General features: G+C 72.8%; 14 protein-coding genes. 6 read left to right on the forward strand and 8 right to left on the reverse strand.

All coding sequences use genetic code 11. The annotated features are described in order from the left end of the window. Position 1: 1 nt before the first annotated feature. Positions 2-667: a L,D-transpeptidase gene (locus D9V37_RS02600; RefSeq protein ID WP_121804539.1), complete on the forward strand. Its 666-nt coding sequence runs from the start codon at positions 2-4 to the stop codon at positions 665-667. Here the strand turns inward: D9V37_RS02600 and D9V37_RS02605 are convergent. The 3 genes from D9V37_RS02605 to D9V37_RS02615 form a co-directional block, all read right to left on the reverse strand. Then, on the reverse strand, positions 646-2,112 hold the full coding sequence (locus D9V37_RS02605; RefSeq protein WP_232524696.1) for a DEAD/DEAH box helicase: 1,467 nt from the start codon (positions 2,110-2,112) through the stop codon (positions 646-648). The two genes, D9V37_RS02600 and D9V37_RS02605, sit on opposite strands and share 22 nt — an antisense overlap. Before the next feature lie 155 nt (positions 2,113-2,267). After that, entirely contained in the window at positions 2,268-2,489 is a 222-nt protein-coding gene (locus D9V37_RS02610) for a DUF3107 domain-containing protein (protein WP_121804540.1), read from the reverse strand. 32 nt (positions 2,490-2,521) lie between these two features. Next, positions 2,522-3,154, reverse strand: coding sequence for a TetR/AcrR family transcriptional regulator (locus tag D9V37_RS02615; RefSeq protein ID WP_232524697.1), 633 nt, complete (start codon positions 3,152-3,154; stop codon positions 2,522-2,524). Positions 3,155-3,222: 68 nt separating this feature from the next. On the opposite strand from D9V37_RS02615, the gene moeZ reads away from it, so the two are divergent. Genes moeZ through D9V37_RS02630 form a run of 3 tightly spaced genes read left to right on the forward strand, consistent with a single transcriptional unit; the run spans position 3,223 to position 5,758 of the window. Further along, on the forward strand, positions 3,223-4,485 hold the full coding sequence (moeZ, locus tag D9V37_RS02620; protein WP_121804541.1) for an adenylyltransferase/sulfurtransferase MoeZ: 1,263 nt from the start codon (positions 3,223-3,225) through the stop codon (positions 4,483-4,485). Between the two features lie 37 nt (positions 4,486-4,522). Beyond that, entirely contained in the window at positions 4,523-5,389 is an 867-nt protein-coding gene (locus D9V37_RS02625; RefSeq protein WP_121804542.1) for a hypothetical protein, read from the forward strand. A 21-nt stretch (positions 5,390-5,410) separates the two neighbouring features. Further along, positions 5,411-5,758: an MGMT family protein gene (locus D9V37_RS02630; RefSeq protein ID WP_121804543.1), complete on the forward strand. Its 348-nt coding sequence runs from the start codon at positions 5,411-5,413 to the stop codon at positions 5,756-5,758. Here D9V37_RS02630 and D9V37_RS02635 read toward each other — a convergent pair. From D9V37_RS02635 to D9V37_RS02655, 5 genes are read right to left on the reverse strand one after another with little or no spacing between them, the layout of a single operon-like run. After that, the gene (locus tag D9V37_RS02635) at positions 5,682-7,415 is read right to left on the reverse strand and encodes a glycosyltransferase family 2 protein (protein ID WP_121804544.1); all 1,734 of its coding nucleotides are present in this window, start codon (positions 7,413-7,415) and stop codon (positions 5,682-5,684) included. The genes D9V37_RS02630 and D9V37_RS02635 overlap by 77 nt on opposite strands. A gap of 1 nt (position 7,416) precedes the next feature. Continuing rightward, positions 7,417-7,911: a thiol peroxidase gene (gene tpx, locus D9V37_RS02640; protein WP_121804545.1), complete on the reverse strand. Its 495-nt coding sequence runs from the start codon at positions 7,909-7,911 to the stop codon at positions 7,417-7,419. 9 nt (positions 7,912-7,920) lie between these two features. Continuing rightward, the gene (locus tag D9V37_RS02645) at positions 7,921-9,312 is read right to left on the reverse strand and encodes a YlbE family protein (protein WP_121804546.1); all 1,392 of its coding nucleotides are present in this window, start codon (positions 9,310-9,312) and stop codon (positions 7,921-7,923) included. Further along, positions 9,305-10,651 (reverse strand): FdrA family protein, encoded by a 1,347-nt coding sequence (locus tag D9V37_RS02650; RefSeq protein ID WP_121804547.1) that lies wholly within the window; start codon positions 10,649-10,651, stop codon positions 9,305-9,307. The genes D9V37_RS02645 and D9V37_RS02650 overlap by 8 nt, the downstream gene beginning before the upstream one ends. Continuing rightward, positions 10,648-11,367 (reverse strand): oxamate carbamoyltransferase subunit AllH family protein, encoded by a 720-nt coding sequence (locus D9V37_RS02655; protein WP_121804548.1) that lies wholly within the window; start codon positions 11,365-11,367, stop codon positions 10,648-10,650. Before D9V37_RS02655 ends, D9V37_RS02650 begins: the two co-directional genes overlap by 4 nt. Before the next feature lie 78 nt (positions 11,368-11,445). Between D9V37_RS02655 and D9V37_RS02660 the strand changes: the two genes are divergently transcribed. Beyond that, positions 11,446-12,693: a PucR family transcriptional regulator gene (locus D9V37_RS02660; protein WP_121804549.1), complete on the forward strand. Its 1,248-nt coding sequence runs from the start codon at positions 11,446-11,448 to the stop codon at positions 12,691-12,693. A gap of 138 nt (positions 12,694-12,831) precedes the next feature. Then, a complete protein-coding gene (locus D9V37_RS02665) occupies positions 12,832-14,208 on the forward strand; it encodes a uracil-xanthine permease family protein (protein WP_121804936.1) in 1,377 nt (458 codons plus the stop codon). Positions 14,209-14,213: the final 5 nt, after the last annotated feature.

The raw sequence follows: 14,213 nt of genomic DNA on the forward strand, positions 1-14,213 counted from the left end.
CGTGGCCGCACGCTCCCGCGTCCGCTACGACCGGATGACCGCGCTGCTGGTCGCCACCGGCACGACGCTGTTCGCGTTCCTGTCCGGCATGGGCACCTTCGGGCCGGTCTCGGCCGAGGGCGCACCGCAGCAGACCCGGGTCGGCTCGACGATGCTGCGCGCCGAGCGGGCGATGAGCACGGCGACGCCGCAACGTGCGGGCGTTGCGGTCGAGGCCAGCGCCCGCCACGAGGCGACCGACCAGGACGGCAGCACCGCGACCGTCGCCCTGCCCGCCGGCAGCGGCGCCGGCAAGCGCGTCGTCTTCGACATGTCCGACCAGCGGGTCTGGCTGGTCGGCGCGAACGGGTCGGTCGTGCGCAGCTACCTGGTCTCCGGCAGCGTCACCGACAACCTCAAGCCGGGCCGCTACCGCGTCTACTCGCGCTCGCGGCACGCCGTCGGCGTCGAGGACTCCGGCACCATGCAGTACTTCGTCCGCTTCACCCGCGGCCAGAACGCCGCGATCGGCTTCCACGACATCCCGGTCGACCACGGGCACTACGTGCAGACCACGGCCCAGCTGGGCACGCCGCAGTCGCACGGGTGCATCCGGCAGTACCGGCCCGACGCGATCCAGCTGTGGAACTTCGCCCCCGTGGGGACTCAGGTCTCGGTGGTGGCCTGACCGCTGGTCTGGCTGCTGGTCTGGCCGCTCGCCTGGCCGCCACGGGTGCGGCGGCGACGCCGGTTGCGGCTCTTGCGGGGCTGGTCGCCGTCGGCGGCAGCCGCCGGGGCCTCGGACCGCTCGGACCGCTCGGACCGCTGACCGCCTCGTGACCGTGAGCGGCCGCCGCCACCCTTGCTGCCACCGTTGCCGCCGCGGGCCGGCTTGTCGTCGGTCCTGGGGCGCTCCGACGGGGGCTTGATGCGGCCCTTGGTGCCGGGCGGGATGCCCATGTCGTGCAGGAAGTTCTCCGAGCTGGAGTACGTCTCGAGCACGTTGTCGAAGGGCAGGTCCAGCGCCTTGTTGATCATCTTCCAGCGGTGCAGGTCCGACCAGTCGACGAAGGTGACGGCGACGCCGGAGGCGCCCGCGCGGCCGGTGCGGCCGATGCGGTGGACGTAGGTCTTCTCGTCCTCGGGGCAGGTGTAGTTCACGACGTGGGTGACGCCGGAGACGTCAATGCCGCGAGCGGCGACGTCGGTGGCCACCAGCACGCGCAGCTTGCCCTCGCGGAACCGGGTCAGCGCCTTCTCGCGGGCCGTCTGGGCCATGTCGCCGTGCAACGGGCTGGAGTCGAAGCCGCGGTCGGAGAGGTCGTCGGCCACGCGCTGGGCCTGCCGCTTGGTGCGGGTGAAGACGATGGTGAGCCCGGAGTCCTCGGCCTGCAGCATCTTGCCGAGCATCTCGGGCTTGTCCAGGTCGTGGGCCTGGTAGATGAACTGCGCCGTGGCGGGCACGGTGGCGTTCTCGTACGACGACTCGGCCCGGATGTTCATCGGGTGGCGCATGTGCATGCGCGCCAGGGCGACGATCGCGGCCGGCATGGTGGCCGAGAACAGCATGGTCTGCCGGGTCTCGGGCGTGCTGCGGATGATCCGCTCCACGTCGGGCAGGAAGCCCAGGTCGAGCATCTCGTCGGCCTCGTCGAGCACCAGCGCCTTGACGTGGCTGATGTCGAGCGAGCGGCGGTTCATCAAGTCGATCAGCCGGCCCGGCGTGCCGACGACGACGTCGACGCCGGCGGACAGGGCGTCCAGCTGCGGCTCGTAGGGCACGCCGCCGTAGACGGTGAGCACGCGGATCTTGCGGTCCGCGCCGGCCAGGGCCAGGTCGCCCGACACCTGGAGCGCGAGCTCACGGGTGGGGGCGACGACCAGGGCCTGCGGCTTGCCGGGGGCGACCAGCTCGGCGTAGTCGGGGTCGTGGGGGGCGACCGTGCGCTGCAGCACGGGGATGCCGAAGGCGAGGGTCTTGCCGGTGCCCGTGCGGGCCTGGCCGATCAGGTCGGTGCCCATCAGGGCGACCGACAGGGTCATCTCCTGGATGGCGAACGGGGTGACGATGCCGACGCGCTCGAGCGCGTCGGCGATCTCGGGGAGCACCCCGAGCTCTCGGAAGGTGGTCAAGCGTGGTCACGCTCTCTCGTGCGTAGGTCGGAGAAAGACGCTCAAGCCTCGCTTGGTGGTGGAGCTTCACACCGTTCCCGGTGTGGTCACCCGGCTCCGCGGCTCGGGTGAGATGCGTCGGGATGCCTGGACGTCGAGCGCCAGTCTACCCGCTGCTAGCCGCGGAACCCGACGGTGCCGGTGACGCTGGTGGTGACGTCGACGTAGGCGAGCCGGTCGGCGGGCACCACGATGCGGCGCCCGCGAGCGTCGGAGAGGGCCACGACGCCGTTGTCGGCGATGGCCTTGGCCACCATCTTCTCGATGCCGTCGGCGTCGAGGTCGGTGTCGATGGACAGCTCGCGGGGGGCGTTCTGGACGCCGATCTTGACCTCCATGGGAGGACCTCCTGATACGTGGGTGGGTGTGGTCAGTGCTCGTCGTTGCGGGGGTAGCCGCGGATGCCGCGCCAGGCCAGTCCGGAGACCAGCGCCACGGCGTCGTCGCGGGAGAGCTTCGACCCCTGCGCCAACCAGTAACGCGCACTGACCTGGGCCATTCCCACCAGCGAGACCGCCAGCAGATGGGCGGGCTCGTCGGGCAGGCCGGTGTCCTCGCGGATGACCTCGGCGGTCAGCGCCGCGCACTCGCGGGTGACGCGGTCGACGCGCTCGCGGACGGCCGGCTCGTTGGTCAGGTCGGACTCGAAGACCAGCCGGAAGGCGCCCTCGGCGGCTGCGACGTAGTCGTAGAAGGCGCTCATCGTCGCCGCGACGCGCTCCTTGTTGTCCTCGGTGGAGGCCAGCGCACGGCGCGAGGAGTCGATGATCGTGTCGCAGGAGGTGTCCAGCAGCGCGAGGTAGAGCTCCAGCTTGCCGGGGAAGTGCTGGTAGAGCACCGGCTTGGAGACCCCGGCCCGGTCGGCGATCTCGTCCATGGCGGCGGCGTGGTAGCCCTGCTCGGCGAAGACCTCGAGCGCGGCCTGCAGCAACTGGCGCCGGCGAGCGCCGCGGGGCAGTCGTACGCCCCGGGCCGTGCGCGTCGCGCCGTCTGCTGTCGCCACGCCGCGAACCCTACCCGTCAGTCCGGATCGCGGTCGGTGCCCGGTCGGGCACCCACCACTGCGGGAACATGGAGCCGAGCACCGCTGTTGGGTGCATCGCAAGGACTCCACTGCGAAGGACTGCTGACGTGACCCCTCTGGTCGAACCCGCCGACGAGCTGAGCATCGACGAGGTGCGGCGCTACAGCCGGCATCTGATCATCCCGGACGTCGGGATGAGCGGGCAGAAGCGGCTCAAGAACGCCAAGGTGCTGGTCATCGGCGCCGGCGGGCTGGGCAGCCCGGCGCTGCTCTACCTGGCCGCGGCCGGCGTCGGGACCCTCGGCATCGCCGAGTTCGACGAGGTCGACGAGTCGAACCTGCAGCGCCAGGTGATCCACGGCCAGTCCGACATCGGCAAGCCGAAGGCGATCTCGGCGAAGGAGTCGATCGCCGAGACGAACCCCTACGTCGAGGTCGTCGTGCACAACGAGCGGCTCGACAACGACAACGTCATGGAGATCTTCCGCGGCTACGACCTCATCGTCGACGGCACGGACAACTTCGCGACGCGCTACATGGTCAACGACGCCGCGTACTTCCTCGGCATCCCCTACGTGTGGGGCTCGATCTACCGCTTCGACGGCCAGGCCAGCGTCTTCGCGCCCACCCTCGCCGACGACGCGCCGTGCTACCGCTGCCTCTACCCCGAGCCGCCGCCGCCCGGCATGGTGCCCAGCTGCGCCGAGGGCGGCGTGCTGGGCGTGCTGTGCGCCAGCATCGGCTCCATCCAGGTCAACGAGGCCATCAAGCTCATCACCGGCATCGGCGAGCCCGCCGTCGGCCAGCTGGTCATCTACGACGCCCTCGAGCTGGAGTGGCGCAAGCTCAAGGTCCGCAAGGACCCGAACTGCGCGCTGTGCGGGGAGAATCCCACCGTCACCGGCCTGATCGACTACGAGACCTTCTGCGGCGCCGTCTCCGACGAGGCCGCCGAGGCCGCCGCCGACGCCACCATCTCGGTGACCACGCTGGAGCACATGCTCAAGGAGCGCGCCGAGGGCACGCGGGACTTCCTGCTCGTCGACGTCCGCGAGCCCAACGAGTACGAGATCAACCAGATCCCCGGATCGGTGCTGATCCCCAAGGGCGAGTTCCTCAACGGCAACGCCTTCGAGCAGCTGCCCAGCTCCGACTCCGGGAAGCCGATCGTGCTGCACTGCAAGTCGGGTGTGCGCTCGGCCGAGGCGCTCGCGGTGCTCAAGGGCGCCGGTTACTCCGACGCCGTGCACGTCGGCGGCGGCGTGGTGGCCTGGGTGAACCAGATCGACCCCAGCCAGCCCAGCTACTGACGCGTAACCTCGACCCGCCGCCCTCGTTGGGGCCGGTATGCGTCGCACTCGACTCGTCCTGGCCGCCGCTTCAGCCGTCGCGCTCGCTGGGGCCGCCGTCACCGCAGGCACCACCACCGCGCAGGCCGCACCCACCTGGGCGCCGGCCGACTCGGCGCTGATTCACCCCGGCACGATGATGTACACCGACGGCGCCCAGTGCACGGCGAACTTCGTCTACAGCGACGCCGCCGGCGACGTCTACGTCGGCTACGCCGCCCACTGCGCGGGCACCGGCTCCTCGACCGACACCAACGGCTGCGACACCGCGTCGGTGCCGCTGGGCACCCAGGTCGACTTCACCAACGACGGCAACCTGGTCTCCGAGGGCACCATCGTCGGGCACGGCACGCTGGCCTACAGCTCCTGGATCACTGAGCGCGCGCTCGGCACCACCGACGCCAACACCTGCGCCTACAACGACCTGGCGCTGGTCAAGGTCGACGCCGCCGACGTCTCCAAGGTGAACCCGTCGGTGCCGTTCTGGGGCGGTCCCACCGGCATCGACACCGACGGCACCGCCGCCGGCGACCGGGTCTGGACCTACGGCAACTCCTCGCTGCGCGCGGGCCTCTCGCCGCTCTCGCCGCACACCGGCATCAGCCTGGGCGACGACGCCGCCGACGGCGGCTGGTCGCACCCGCTCTACACCGTCACCCCCGGCATCCCGGGCGACTCCGGAAGCGGCTTCATGAGCGCCGACGGCAAGGCGATCGGCGTGCTCTCCACCCTCGGGCTGGCACCGCTCCCGGCGTCGAACAACATCGGCGACCTGGCCAAGGAGCTCGCCTTCGCCCAGGAGCACTCTGGGATCAGCGGCCTGCAGCTGGTCGACGGCACCGAGCCCTTCGACCCCATCCTCTGACGACGGGGCACACTCCTCGGTGTGGTCAGCCGCACCGAGGAGTACGTCGAGCGCGTGCTCTCGATCGTCGAGCAGGTGCCGGCCGGGCGGGTCACCACCTACGGCCTGATCGCCGAGGTCGTCGGCAGCGGCCCCCGTCTGGTGGGCAACGTGATGGCCACCGACGGCGGCGGTGTGCCGTGGTGGCGGGTGGTGCGAGCCGACGGCTCGCTGCCGCCCTCGCACGGCGACGAGGCACGGCAGGCGTACCTGGCCGAGGGCACGCCGCTGCGGGCATCCGGCCGGGTCGACCTCAGCCGGGCGGTGTGGTTCCCGGACGACCCGCTGGACGAGGGCGCCACGCCAACAGCGGCGCACCGTCGCGGTTGACCAAGTAGGGCGAGAGCCACGGATCGAACTCGACGAGCTCGCCCCAGGTGCGGCGCAGGTAGGCCCGCTCACGCTCCACGCGCGGCTTCTCCTCCGGCGTGGTGGTGTCGCGGGTGGCGTTGGCCAGGTGCGTGAGCCGGGCGAACGGCGTCCACACCACGCGCAGCCCGGCCGCGCGCACGCGCAGGCACAGGTCGACGTCGCTGTAGGTGACGCGCAGCTCGTCCTGCTCCAGCCCGCCGACCTGCTCGAACACCTCGCGACGCATCGCCAGGCAGGCGCCGGTGACCGACCCGACCGTGCGGACGTCGAGCAGCGCGCCGCCCGCGACGGTCGAGTCCGCGGGCTCGTGACGGAACAAGTGTGGGGTGAGGGCCGCCGGACCGACGCTCATCCCGGCGTGCTGGACGCTGCCGTCCTCGTAGAGCAGCTTGGCGCCCACGGCCCCCACGTCGGGGCGGACGGCATGACCGACCAGCTCGGTGAGCCAGTCCGGGTCCAGCGCGACGGTGTCGTTGTTGAGCAGCACGACGACCTCGCCGCGTGCCAGCGAGACCCCGCGGTTGTTGAAGGCCGACCAGTTGAAGCCGCCGGGCTGCTCCACGACGCGCACCCGCGGGTCGGCGGAGAGCTCGGCCAGCAGGTCGGCCGTGGCCGGTTCGACGCTCTCGTTGTCGAGCACCAGCACCTCCAACCGCGGGTAGTCGGTGCGGTGCAGCAGAGCCTCAAGGCAGGCGCCGAGCAGGTCGGCCCGGTCGCGGGTGGGGATGATGATCGTGACCAGCGGCGCGGGGTCTGGCAGCCGATGGTGGACGCGGACGTGCGGTGCCGGGCCGCCGGGGGAGTGCAGGAACACGCCGGGCACGCGGCGGACGTCCGGCGGCGGGGTCCGGCCGGCGATCTGACGCACCAGGCTCCACGCCGGCGCGTCGGGGTCGAGACGGCACTGCGCCGCCAGCTCGCGACGCACCGCGACCAGGCCGGCCGGCGGCCGTGACCGTGCCTCGTCGGGGTCCCAGGCGGCGCGCAGCACCGGGCCGTCGGCCTGGTCGCCGTCGGTGAGCAGCACGTCGGCGTCGGCGTGCGGGCCCAGCCAGGCCTCGACGTCGGGATCCAGCTGCTGCCCCGGCTCCAGCAGCGCGACGAAGCGGCCGGTGGCGGCCGCCACCGCCGCCTCCCAGTCGGCGTCGGCAGGGATCAGGGTGAGCAGTCCCGGTGCCGGTGGGGGCGCGGTGGCCGCCCGCCACGACCGGTGGTGCTCGAGCCAGCGGCGGTAGGTCTGCGGGTGGGCCGGGTCGATGCCGCGCGGGGACTCCAGCTCCAGCTCGGAGTACTGGGCGCGCACTCCAGGGTCGGCGACCAGGGCCGCGACCGTCTCCGGCAGGCCCTGGGTGCGCTCCGCGGCGGTGGCCGGCCGTCGCTGGGCCCGGTCTGTCACGGTGTCGAACCGGTCCCGCTCGCCGAGGCGCTCGGCGTACTCCGGCTTGTTGGCCACCCGCTGCGCCGCCCAGGGGAGTCCACGTCCCTCACCGAGGCCGGTGAGGAAGGTCTGCTGCTCCTTGGGGCCGGGTGCCCGCTCCAGCAGCAGCCGGAAGACGATGAGCACGTCGAGCCGGTGGTCCGAGCCGCCCGAGCGTCGCCGGAGCCGACCGAACACCTCAGTCCCGCAGGGCCGCCACCGCGGCGTCGTAGTCGGGCTCGGAGCCGATGTCGGGCACCAGCTGGGCGTGCAGCACCGTGGCGTCGTCGTCGAGCACCAGCACCGCGCGGGCGAACAGCCCCCGCATCGGGCCGTCGGTCATCGTGACGCCGTACGTCTGGCCGAAGTCGGAGCGGAACGCCGAGGCCACCTTGACGTTGTCGATGCCCTCGGCGCCGCAGAAGCGGTTCATCGCGAACGGCAGGTCCATCGACACGCACAGCACCGTGGTCTCGGCGAGTCCCGCGGCGAGCTCGTTGAAGCGGCGGACGCTGGCCGCGCACACCCAGGTGTCGACGCTGGGGAAGACGTTGAGCACGGTGCGGCCGGTGGTGGGGAGACGGACGTCGGAGAGGTCCTCGGCGCTGAGCGTGAAGGCCGGTGCGACCGTACCGACGGCGGGCAGGTCACCCGAGGTGTGGACCTCGGACCCGCCCAGGGAGGTCAGGGACATGACCTCTGTCTACCGCACCCGGGCCCGGGTGCGGGCGGCGAGTGCGGCCAGCGCCGCCGGGAAGATCTCCGCCGGCGGCGTGACCAGTCCGGCGCCGACCTGGCCGACGCCGGCGACCGCTCCGGCCATGCCGGTGTTGATTTGCGGCAGGATGCCGGTCCGGCACACGCGGGCGACGTCGATGCCGCTCGGGGTGCCGTCGAAGTCGAGCACCGGGATGCTCCAGCGCGGGTTCTCGCCCAGCGTGATCTCGCGCATCCGGCGGGTGGTGGCCAGCGCGTCGGGCACGGTGCCGCCGACCAGCCGGACGATGGCCGGCGCCGTGGCCATCGCGAACCCGCCGAGCCCGGCGGTCTCGGTGATCGCGGAGTCGCCGATGTCGGGGTTGGCGTCCTCGGGGCCGTAGTCGCCGAGGAAGAGGCCGTCGGCCACCTGCGCGGGGCCGGTGAACCACTCCTCGCCCGTGCCGGCGGTCTGGATGCCGAACTCGGTGCCGTTGCGAGCCATGGCGACGACCATCGTCGAGCCCTCGATGTCGCGGGCGGCGTCGAGGGCCAGCTTGCAGGCCGGCATGGCCAGGTTGAGGAAGAAGTGGTCGTTGGCGCCGACGAAGCGGACCACCTCGGCCAGGTCGGCCTGGTCGGACTGGTCGCCTTCGGCGCGGATCATCGCCGGCATCAGGTCGCGCAGCAGCATCAGCGTGCCGGCGCGGTTGCGGTTGTGGGCCTCGTCGCCCATCTGCAGCATCTGGGTGAGGATCCCGGTGACGTCGACGGGCTCGCTCTGTGTCACCCCGACCCGCAGCCACGGCCCGAGCACGTCGTTCATCCACCGCAGCCGCTCGATCACCTCGGGGGAGTAGGCGCCGTAGCGCAGCACCTTGCCCAGTCCCTCGTTCAGGGTGCAGTGCGTGCGCCGGCCGCTGGCGGGGTCCTCGAGCACCCACATCCACATGCTGGGGGAGACGACGCCGGCCATCGGCCCGACCGAGGCGTGGTGGTGGCACGGCTCGAGGGTGAAGTCGCCGCGGGCGAACCGCTCGGCGGCGTCCTCCGGGTCCTCGACCAGCCCCTCCAGCGCGGCGGCGCCCATCAGTGCGCCACGCAGCGGGCCGGACGCCTGCTCCCAGGCGATCGGCGGCCCGGCGTGCAGGAACCGCCCCGGCTCCAGGCCGAGCACCTCGCCGGCGGGGCGGACGTCGACCAGCCGGGCCTGCACCGCCAGCATCGCGGCCAGTGCCTGCTCGTTCGCGCCCGGTCGTAGCGGGTCCAGCGCGACGGTGGCCAGGTCGTCCTCGGTGCCGGGCACGGGCGGTCGCCAGTCGACCCGCTCGACGCCGGCGGCCTGCTCGGCGACGGCGTCGGCGAGGACGTCGGTGCCGACGCTGACGACGTCAACCACGGCTGACCTCCAGGGCTCGGCGGGCGGCGCCCGCGTGGGAGAGGTGCACCTCGGCGCCGACCTCGACCAGCGCGGCCACCTGGCGCTCGCGGTGCTGCGGGTCGTGGCGGGTGCCCACGCAGGCGACGACCACGGCTACGCCGCGCTCGACGGCGGCCCGGACGGCCGGGGCGAGCCGCTCGGCGGGATCGGGCTCGGCGCCGTGGCCGAGCACGACGTCGAGCAGCAGCACGCCGTCGCCGACCTCTGCGATGCGCTCCAGCCGCAGGGTGGGGTCGATCATCGGATGGGCCCGGCCGCGGGTGTACTCGTCGTCGCCGAAGTCGATCACCTCCGCGCCCTCGTCCAGGATCTGGCGGGCCTCGGCCGCCAGCGTGCCGCCCACGTAGTAGCCGCGGACCGGGCCCGCGCTCGGCCGTGCCTGTCCGTCCACCGGCCAGGTCGGCTTCTCGGCGAGCAGGTCCTCCGACGCCGCGGTCAGGTCGAGGCGGCCCGCGCCCAGCAGGGCCCAGGAGACCGGGGTGCCCAGTCCCGCTGCGTACTGCTCCAGGTCTGCTGCGACCTCGGGTGCCGGTGGCTTGGAGACCACGACGATCCGCTCGACGGCCGGGTCGGCGTCGAGCCGGCGCAGCGCCTCGCGGGTGGCGGCGCCCCCGATCTCGGCGCTCAGGTCGCGCCCGCCCACGCCCAGCGCGTGGGTCACGCCGACGCCGGCGTGGTCGAGCAGGCAGAGCACCTGCTGGCAGCCGGTGCCCGAGGCCGCGACGATGCCGACCGGCCCCGGCTCGACGGCGTTGGCGAAGCCCAGCCCGAGCCCGTCGACCACCGCGGTGCCACAGTCGGGGCCCATCACCAGCAGCCCGTGCTGCGCGGCGTACGTCTTGAGTGCCACCTCGTGCGCGACCGGCACGTTGTCGCTGAAGAGCATGACGTCGTGCCCTGCCGCCAGCGCGTCCATCGCCTCCACGGCCGCGCTGGCGCCGGGCGTGCTGACCAGCACGATCGCGCCGGGAGCGTCGAGGAGGGCGGTGGCGGTGGTGCGGTGCGGCTCGGTCGCCGTCTCGGTGCTCCGGCTGCGGCGGGTCAGGGCGGTCTCGACGGCGGCCAGCGCAGCCCCGAGCGCCGCGTCGTCGTCGAGCCGGATCGCCACCACCATGTCGTTCGGGGTGGAGGCGGGCAGGTCGAAGCCCATCTTCGCCAGCACCTCGAGGTTGAGGGCCGTGGCCATCGCCACCTGGGCCGCGGCGACGCCGGCGACCTGCTGCACCTCGCGACTGACCTGCAGCAGCGCGACGGAGTCGGCGTAGGCGCCGGGACGGACCTCGACGTGCGTGCTCATGCCGCCAGCCCTCCGTGCTCGAGCTCCAGGCTGGCGCCCAGCAGCAGACCCGCGCCCGAGGTGTGGCCGACCGCCGCCAGTCGCTCGGCTGCCGCACCGAGGCTCGCGGGGTCGCCGAGGCCGACCACGACGTCGCGGAACTGCGGCAGCACCTCGCCGCGGGCCGCGCAGTCCACCAGGGTGGCCGAGAGCAGGGTGGTGGCACCCCGGACGTCATACGGAACGGTCGCCGGGACGCCCAGGGCGTATGACGTCGCGAGGCGGCCGGCGAGCACGTCGTCGCCGAGGGGGGTGAGCCCGCTGCCGCGGCCGACGAGGGAGACGGGATCGCTGACCTCGCCCAGCTCCTCGGACGCTGGGCTCGCGTGAGCGCTCAGGACGGCGGCCGCCTCGGGGTGGATCGCGGTGATCCTCGGCACGCGGACGTCGCGGAAGCGCGCGATCCTGACCCGTACCCCGTCCAGCTCCAGCTCGGAGTCGTCCGCGGTGGCGGTCTCGACGCCCGCCAGGTCGATCTCGGCGTCGGGACCCAGCACCAGCGCGCACGGCACCTGCACGGCGGGAGGCCGTACGACGCCCAGGCACCAGCCGCCCAGGTCGAGGTAGAGCGCGTCGTGGCCGCGGTGGACGATCGAGAGCTCGCGACGCGGGCCGGCCAGCCGCATCGCGGTGCGCGGGCCGGCCGCTGCGGCGAGCACGGCGCTGACCAACCTCACCGCAAGGACGGTACTGTCCGGCGCAGACGCGGGGTCATGTGAGGTTCTGCCAACGATCGGTGGTGAGCGGTGCAAGAGTTGCCCTCCGCCCCGACGGACTGGGACCAGCGGGCCGACGCCCTTCACATCGCGCTGACCCAGGTGGTGCTCGAGGGCGGTGAGCTGAGCCAGATCGCGGCCGAGCTCGCGCAGGTGCTCGACGTCGGCGTCCTCATCACCTCCACCGACGGCCGCGAGCGGGCGGCGTCGGTGCCGGCGCCGGTGCGCGAGGCGCTCGACGGGGCCGGGCTCCTCGACCCCACCGGGCGCTTCCGCGTGGAGCGCGCCGCCAAGGACGGCGCCGTGGTGGGCGCCGGACGGGCCCGCATGATGCGCGTGGTGGCGGCGGGCGCCGACCTGGCCCGGCTGGTGTGCGTCCGCATCGACGGCCCGATCACCGACCACGACGTGCGCGCGATGGAGCGCGCGTGCGCGGTCGCGGCGCTGTTCATCACCCGCCAGGAGGCGGTCAACGCGGTCGAGTCGAAGTACCGCGGCGACTTCTTGCGCGACGTGTTCCTGGGCCGTGCCGGCGACCCGGCGTACGTCGTGGAGCACGGCGCCGGGTTCGGCTGGGACCTCGGCCGCCCGCTGTTGGTGGCCTGCGCCGAGATCGACCCGCCGCTGCCCGACGAGCCGCCCGTCTCCCAGGCCCGGCAGCGGCAGTTCCAGGAGCGCTTCTCCGCGGCCTGGCGCCAGGTGGCGGCCGTCGTCGACCCCGGCATCGCCAGCCTGGACTTCTCCTCCGAGGTCGTCACCCTGCTGCCGGCCGGGGCCGACGCCGCGGCCGACACGCTGCTGGTCGAGCGGACGGTCCACGCCGTGCGCGGCGACAAGGGCGGCGGCCGGCGCAGCTTCTCGGTGGGGGTGGGGCGGCCGGTGCCCGGCGTCACCGGGCTGCCCGCGGCGTACGCCCAGGCACGGCGCGCGCTCGAGGTCGGCCGGATGATCCACGGCCGCGGCTCGAGCACCGCCTTCGACCAGCTCGGCCTGCACCGGCTGATCGCGCTGGTGCCCGACCCGGCCGAGCTCAAGGCGTTCGCCCACGACGTGCTGGGCGTGCTGGCCGGCACGACGCAGGAGGCCGCCGACCTGCGCGAGACGCTCCAGGTGCTGCTCGACACCAACTTCAACGTGGCCGAGGCCGCGCGCACGCAGTTCTTCCACTACAACACGATGCGCTACCGGGTCGGCAAGCTCGAACGGCTGCTCGGCCCGCTCGGCAGCGACCCGCACCTGCGCCTCGACGTCGCCGTCGCGCTGCGGGTGCTCGAGGTCACCGGGTGACACCGGGCTGAGGGCCCCACAACCGTTGCCATCGCACCCGGTGTTCCTTCGGCGCTTCTCGCCGGTGAGGGTGTGAACTGGATCGCACTAGTTTCGGGCCTCTCGGGAGCCGGACCAGGGCCGATGAAGGGTGCGCCGATGTCGCTGTTCAGCTGGGAGGTCGTCCACGACGGCAAGACGCCGCCGCCCGGACAGTCGGTGGGGCCGCGGCAGCGGCTGAGCTGGGGCCGCACCGCCGGGCTGGGGGCCCAGCACGTCGTGGCCATGTTCGGCGCCACCTTCGTGTTCCCGATCGTCATGGGCCTCGACCCCAACCTGGCGATCCTGTTCTCCGGCATCTGCACGATCGGGTTCCTGCTCGTGGTGCAGAACCGGGTGCCCAGCTACCTGGGCACCAGCGCCTCCTTCGTGGCCGCGGTGGCCGCGATCCGGGGGCAGGGCGGCGACTCCGCCGACGTCACCGGCGCCATCCTGGTCGCCGGCCTGGTGCTGGCGGTCATCGGCCTGGTGATCCACGTGGCCGGCGCGCGGGTGATCCACGCCGTGCTGCCGCCCGCCGTCACCGGCGCGGTGGTGATGCTGATCGGCTTCAACCTCGCCCCCGTGGTCGCCGGCATCTACTGGCCCCAGGACCAGTGGATCGCGCTGATCACCGCCACCTTCATGGTGGTCGCGGCGGTGATGTTCCCGGGCTTCTGGTCGCGCATCGCGGTCTTCTTGGCGCTGATCTTCGGCTACGTGCTGTCCTGGCTGAGCGACCTGCTGTTCGGCCAGATCCACTCGGTCACCGGCGCCGACACCACCAAGCAGATCGACCACGACCGCGTCAGCTGGGCCGGGGTCAAGGCCGCCGACTGGATCGGCCTGCCCAGCGGCAAGCTGGCCGACGGCGTCAGCGTCGTACACGCGCCGAGCTTCTCGCTCACCTTCATCCTGCTGGTGCTGCCCGGTGTCATCGCGCTCATCGCGGAGAACACCGGCCACGTGAAGGCGGTCGCGGAGATGACCGGCGACGACCTGGACCCCTACATGGGCCGCGCGATCGGCGCCGACGGCCTGGCCACGGCGCTCTCCAGCCTGTTCGGCGGCTCGCCCACCACCACGTACGCCGAGAACATCGGCGTCATGTCGGCCACCCGCGTCTACTCCACGGCCGCCTACTACGTGGCCGCCCTGGTGGCGATCCTGCTCGGGCTGTGCCCCAAGTTCGGCGCCATCGTCAGCGCGACTCCCGGCGGAGTCCTGGGCGGCATCACCGTGGTGCTCTACGGGATGATCGGTCTGGTGGGGGCCAAGATCTGGGTGGAGAACGGCGTCGACTTCGCCAACCCGGTCAACATGGTGGGCCTGGCCGCCGGCATCATCGCCGGCATCGGCGGCGTCACGTTGCAGATCACCGACGACTTCTCGCTCTCGGGCATCGCGCTCGGCACGATCCTGGTGATCGCCTACTTCCACCTGGTCAAGGGTCGGCGGGCCGAGCTCGGCTCGGGCGAGGTCACCAAGGCGCTGTGACACTG

Origin of the sequence: Nocardioides mangrovicus, assembly GCF_003674065.1 — a bacterium.
Lineage (GTDB): Bacteria > Actinomycetota > Actinomycetes > Propionibacteriales > Nocardioidaceae > Marmoricola > Marmoricola mangrovicus.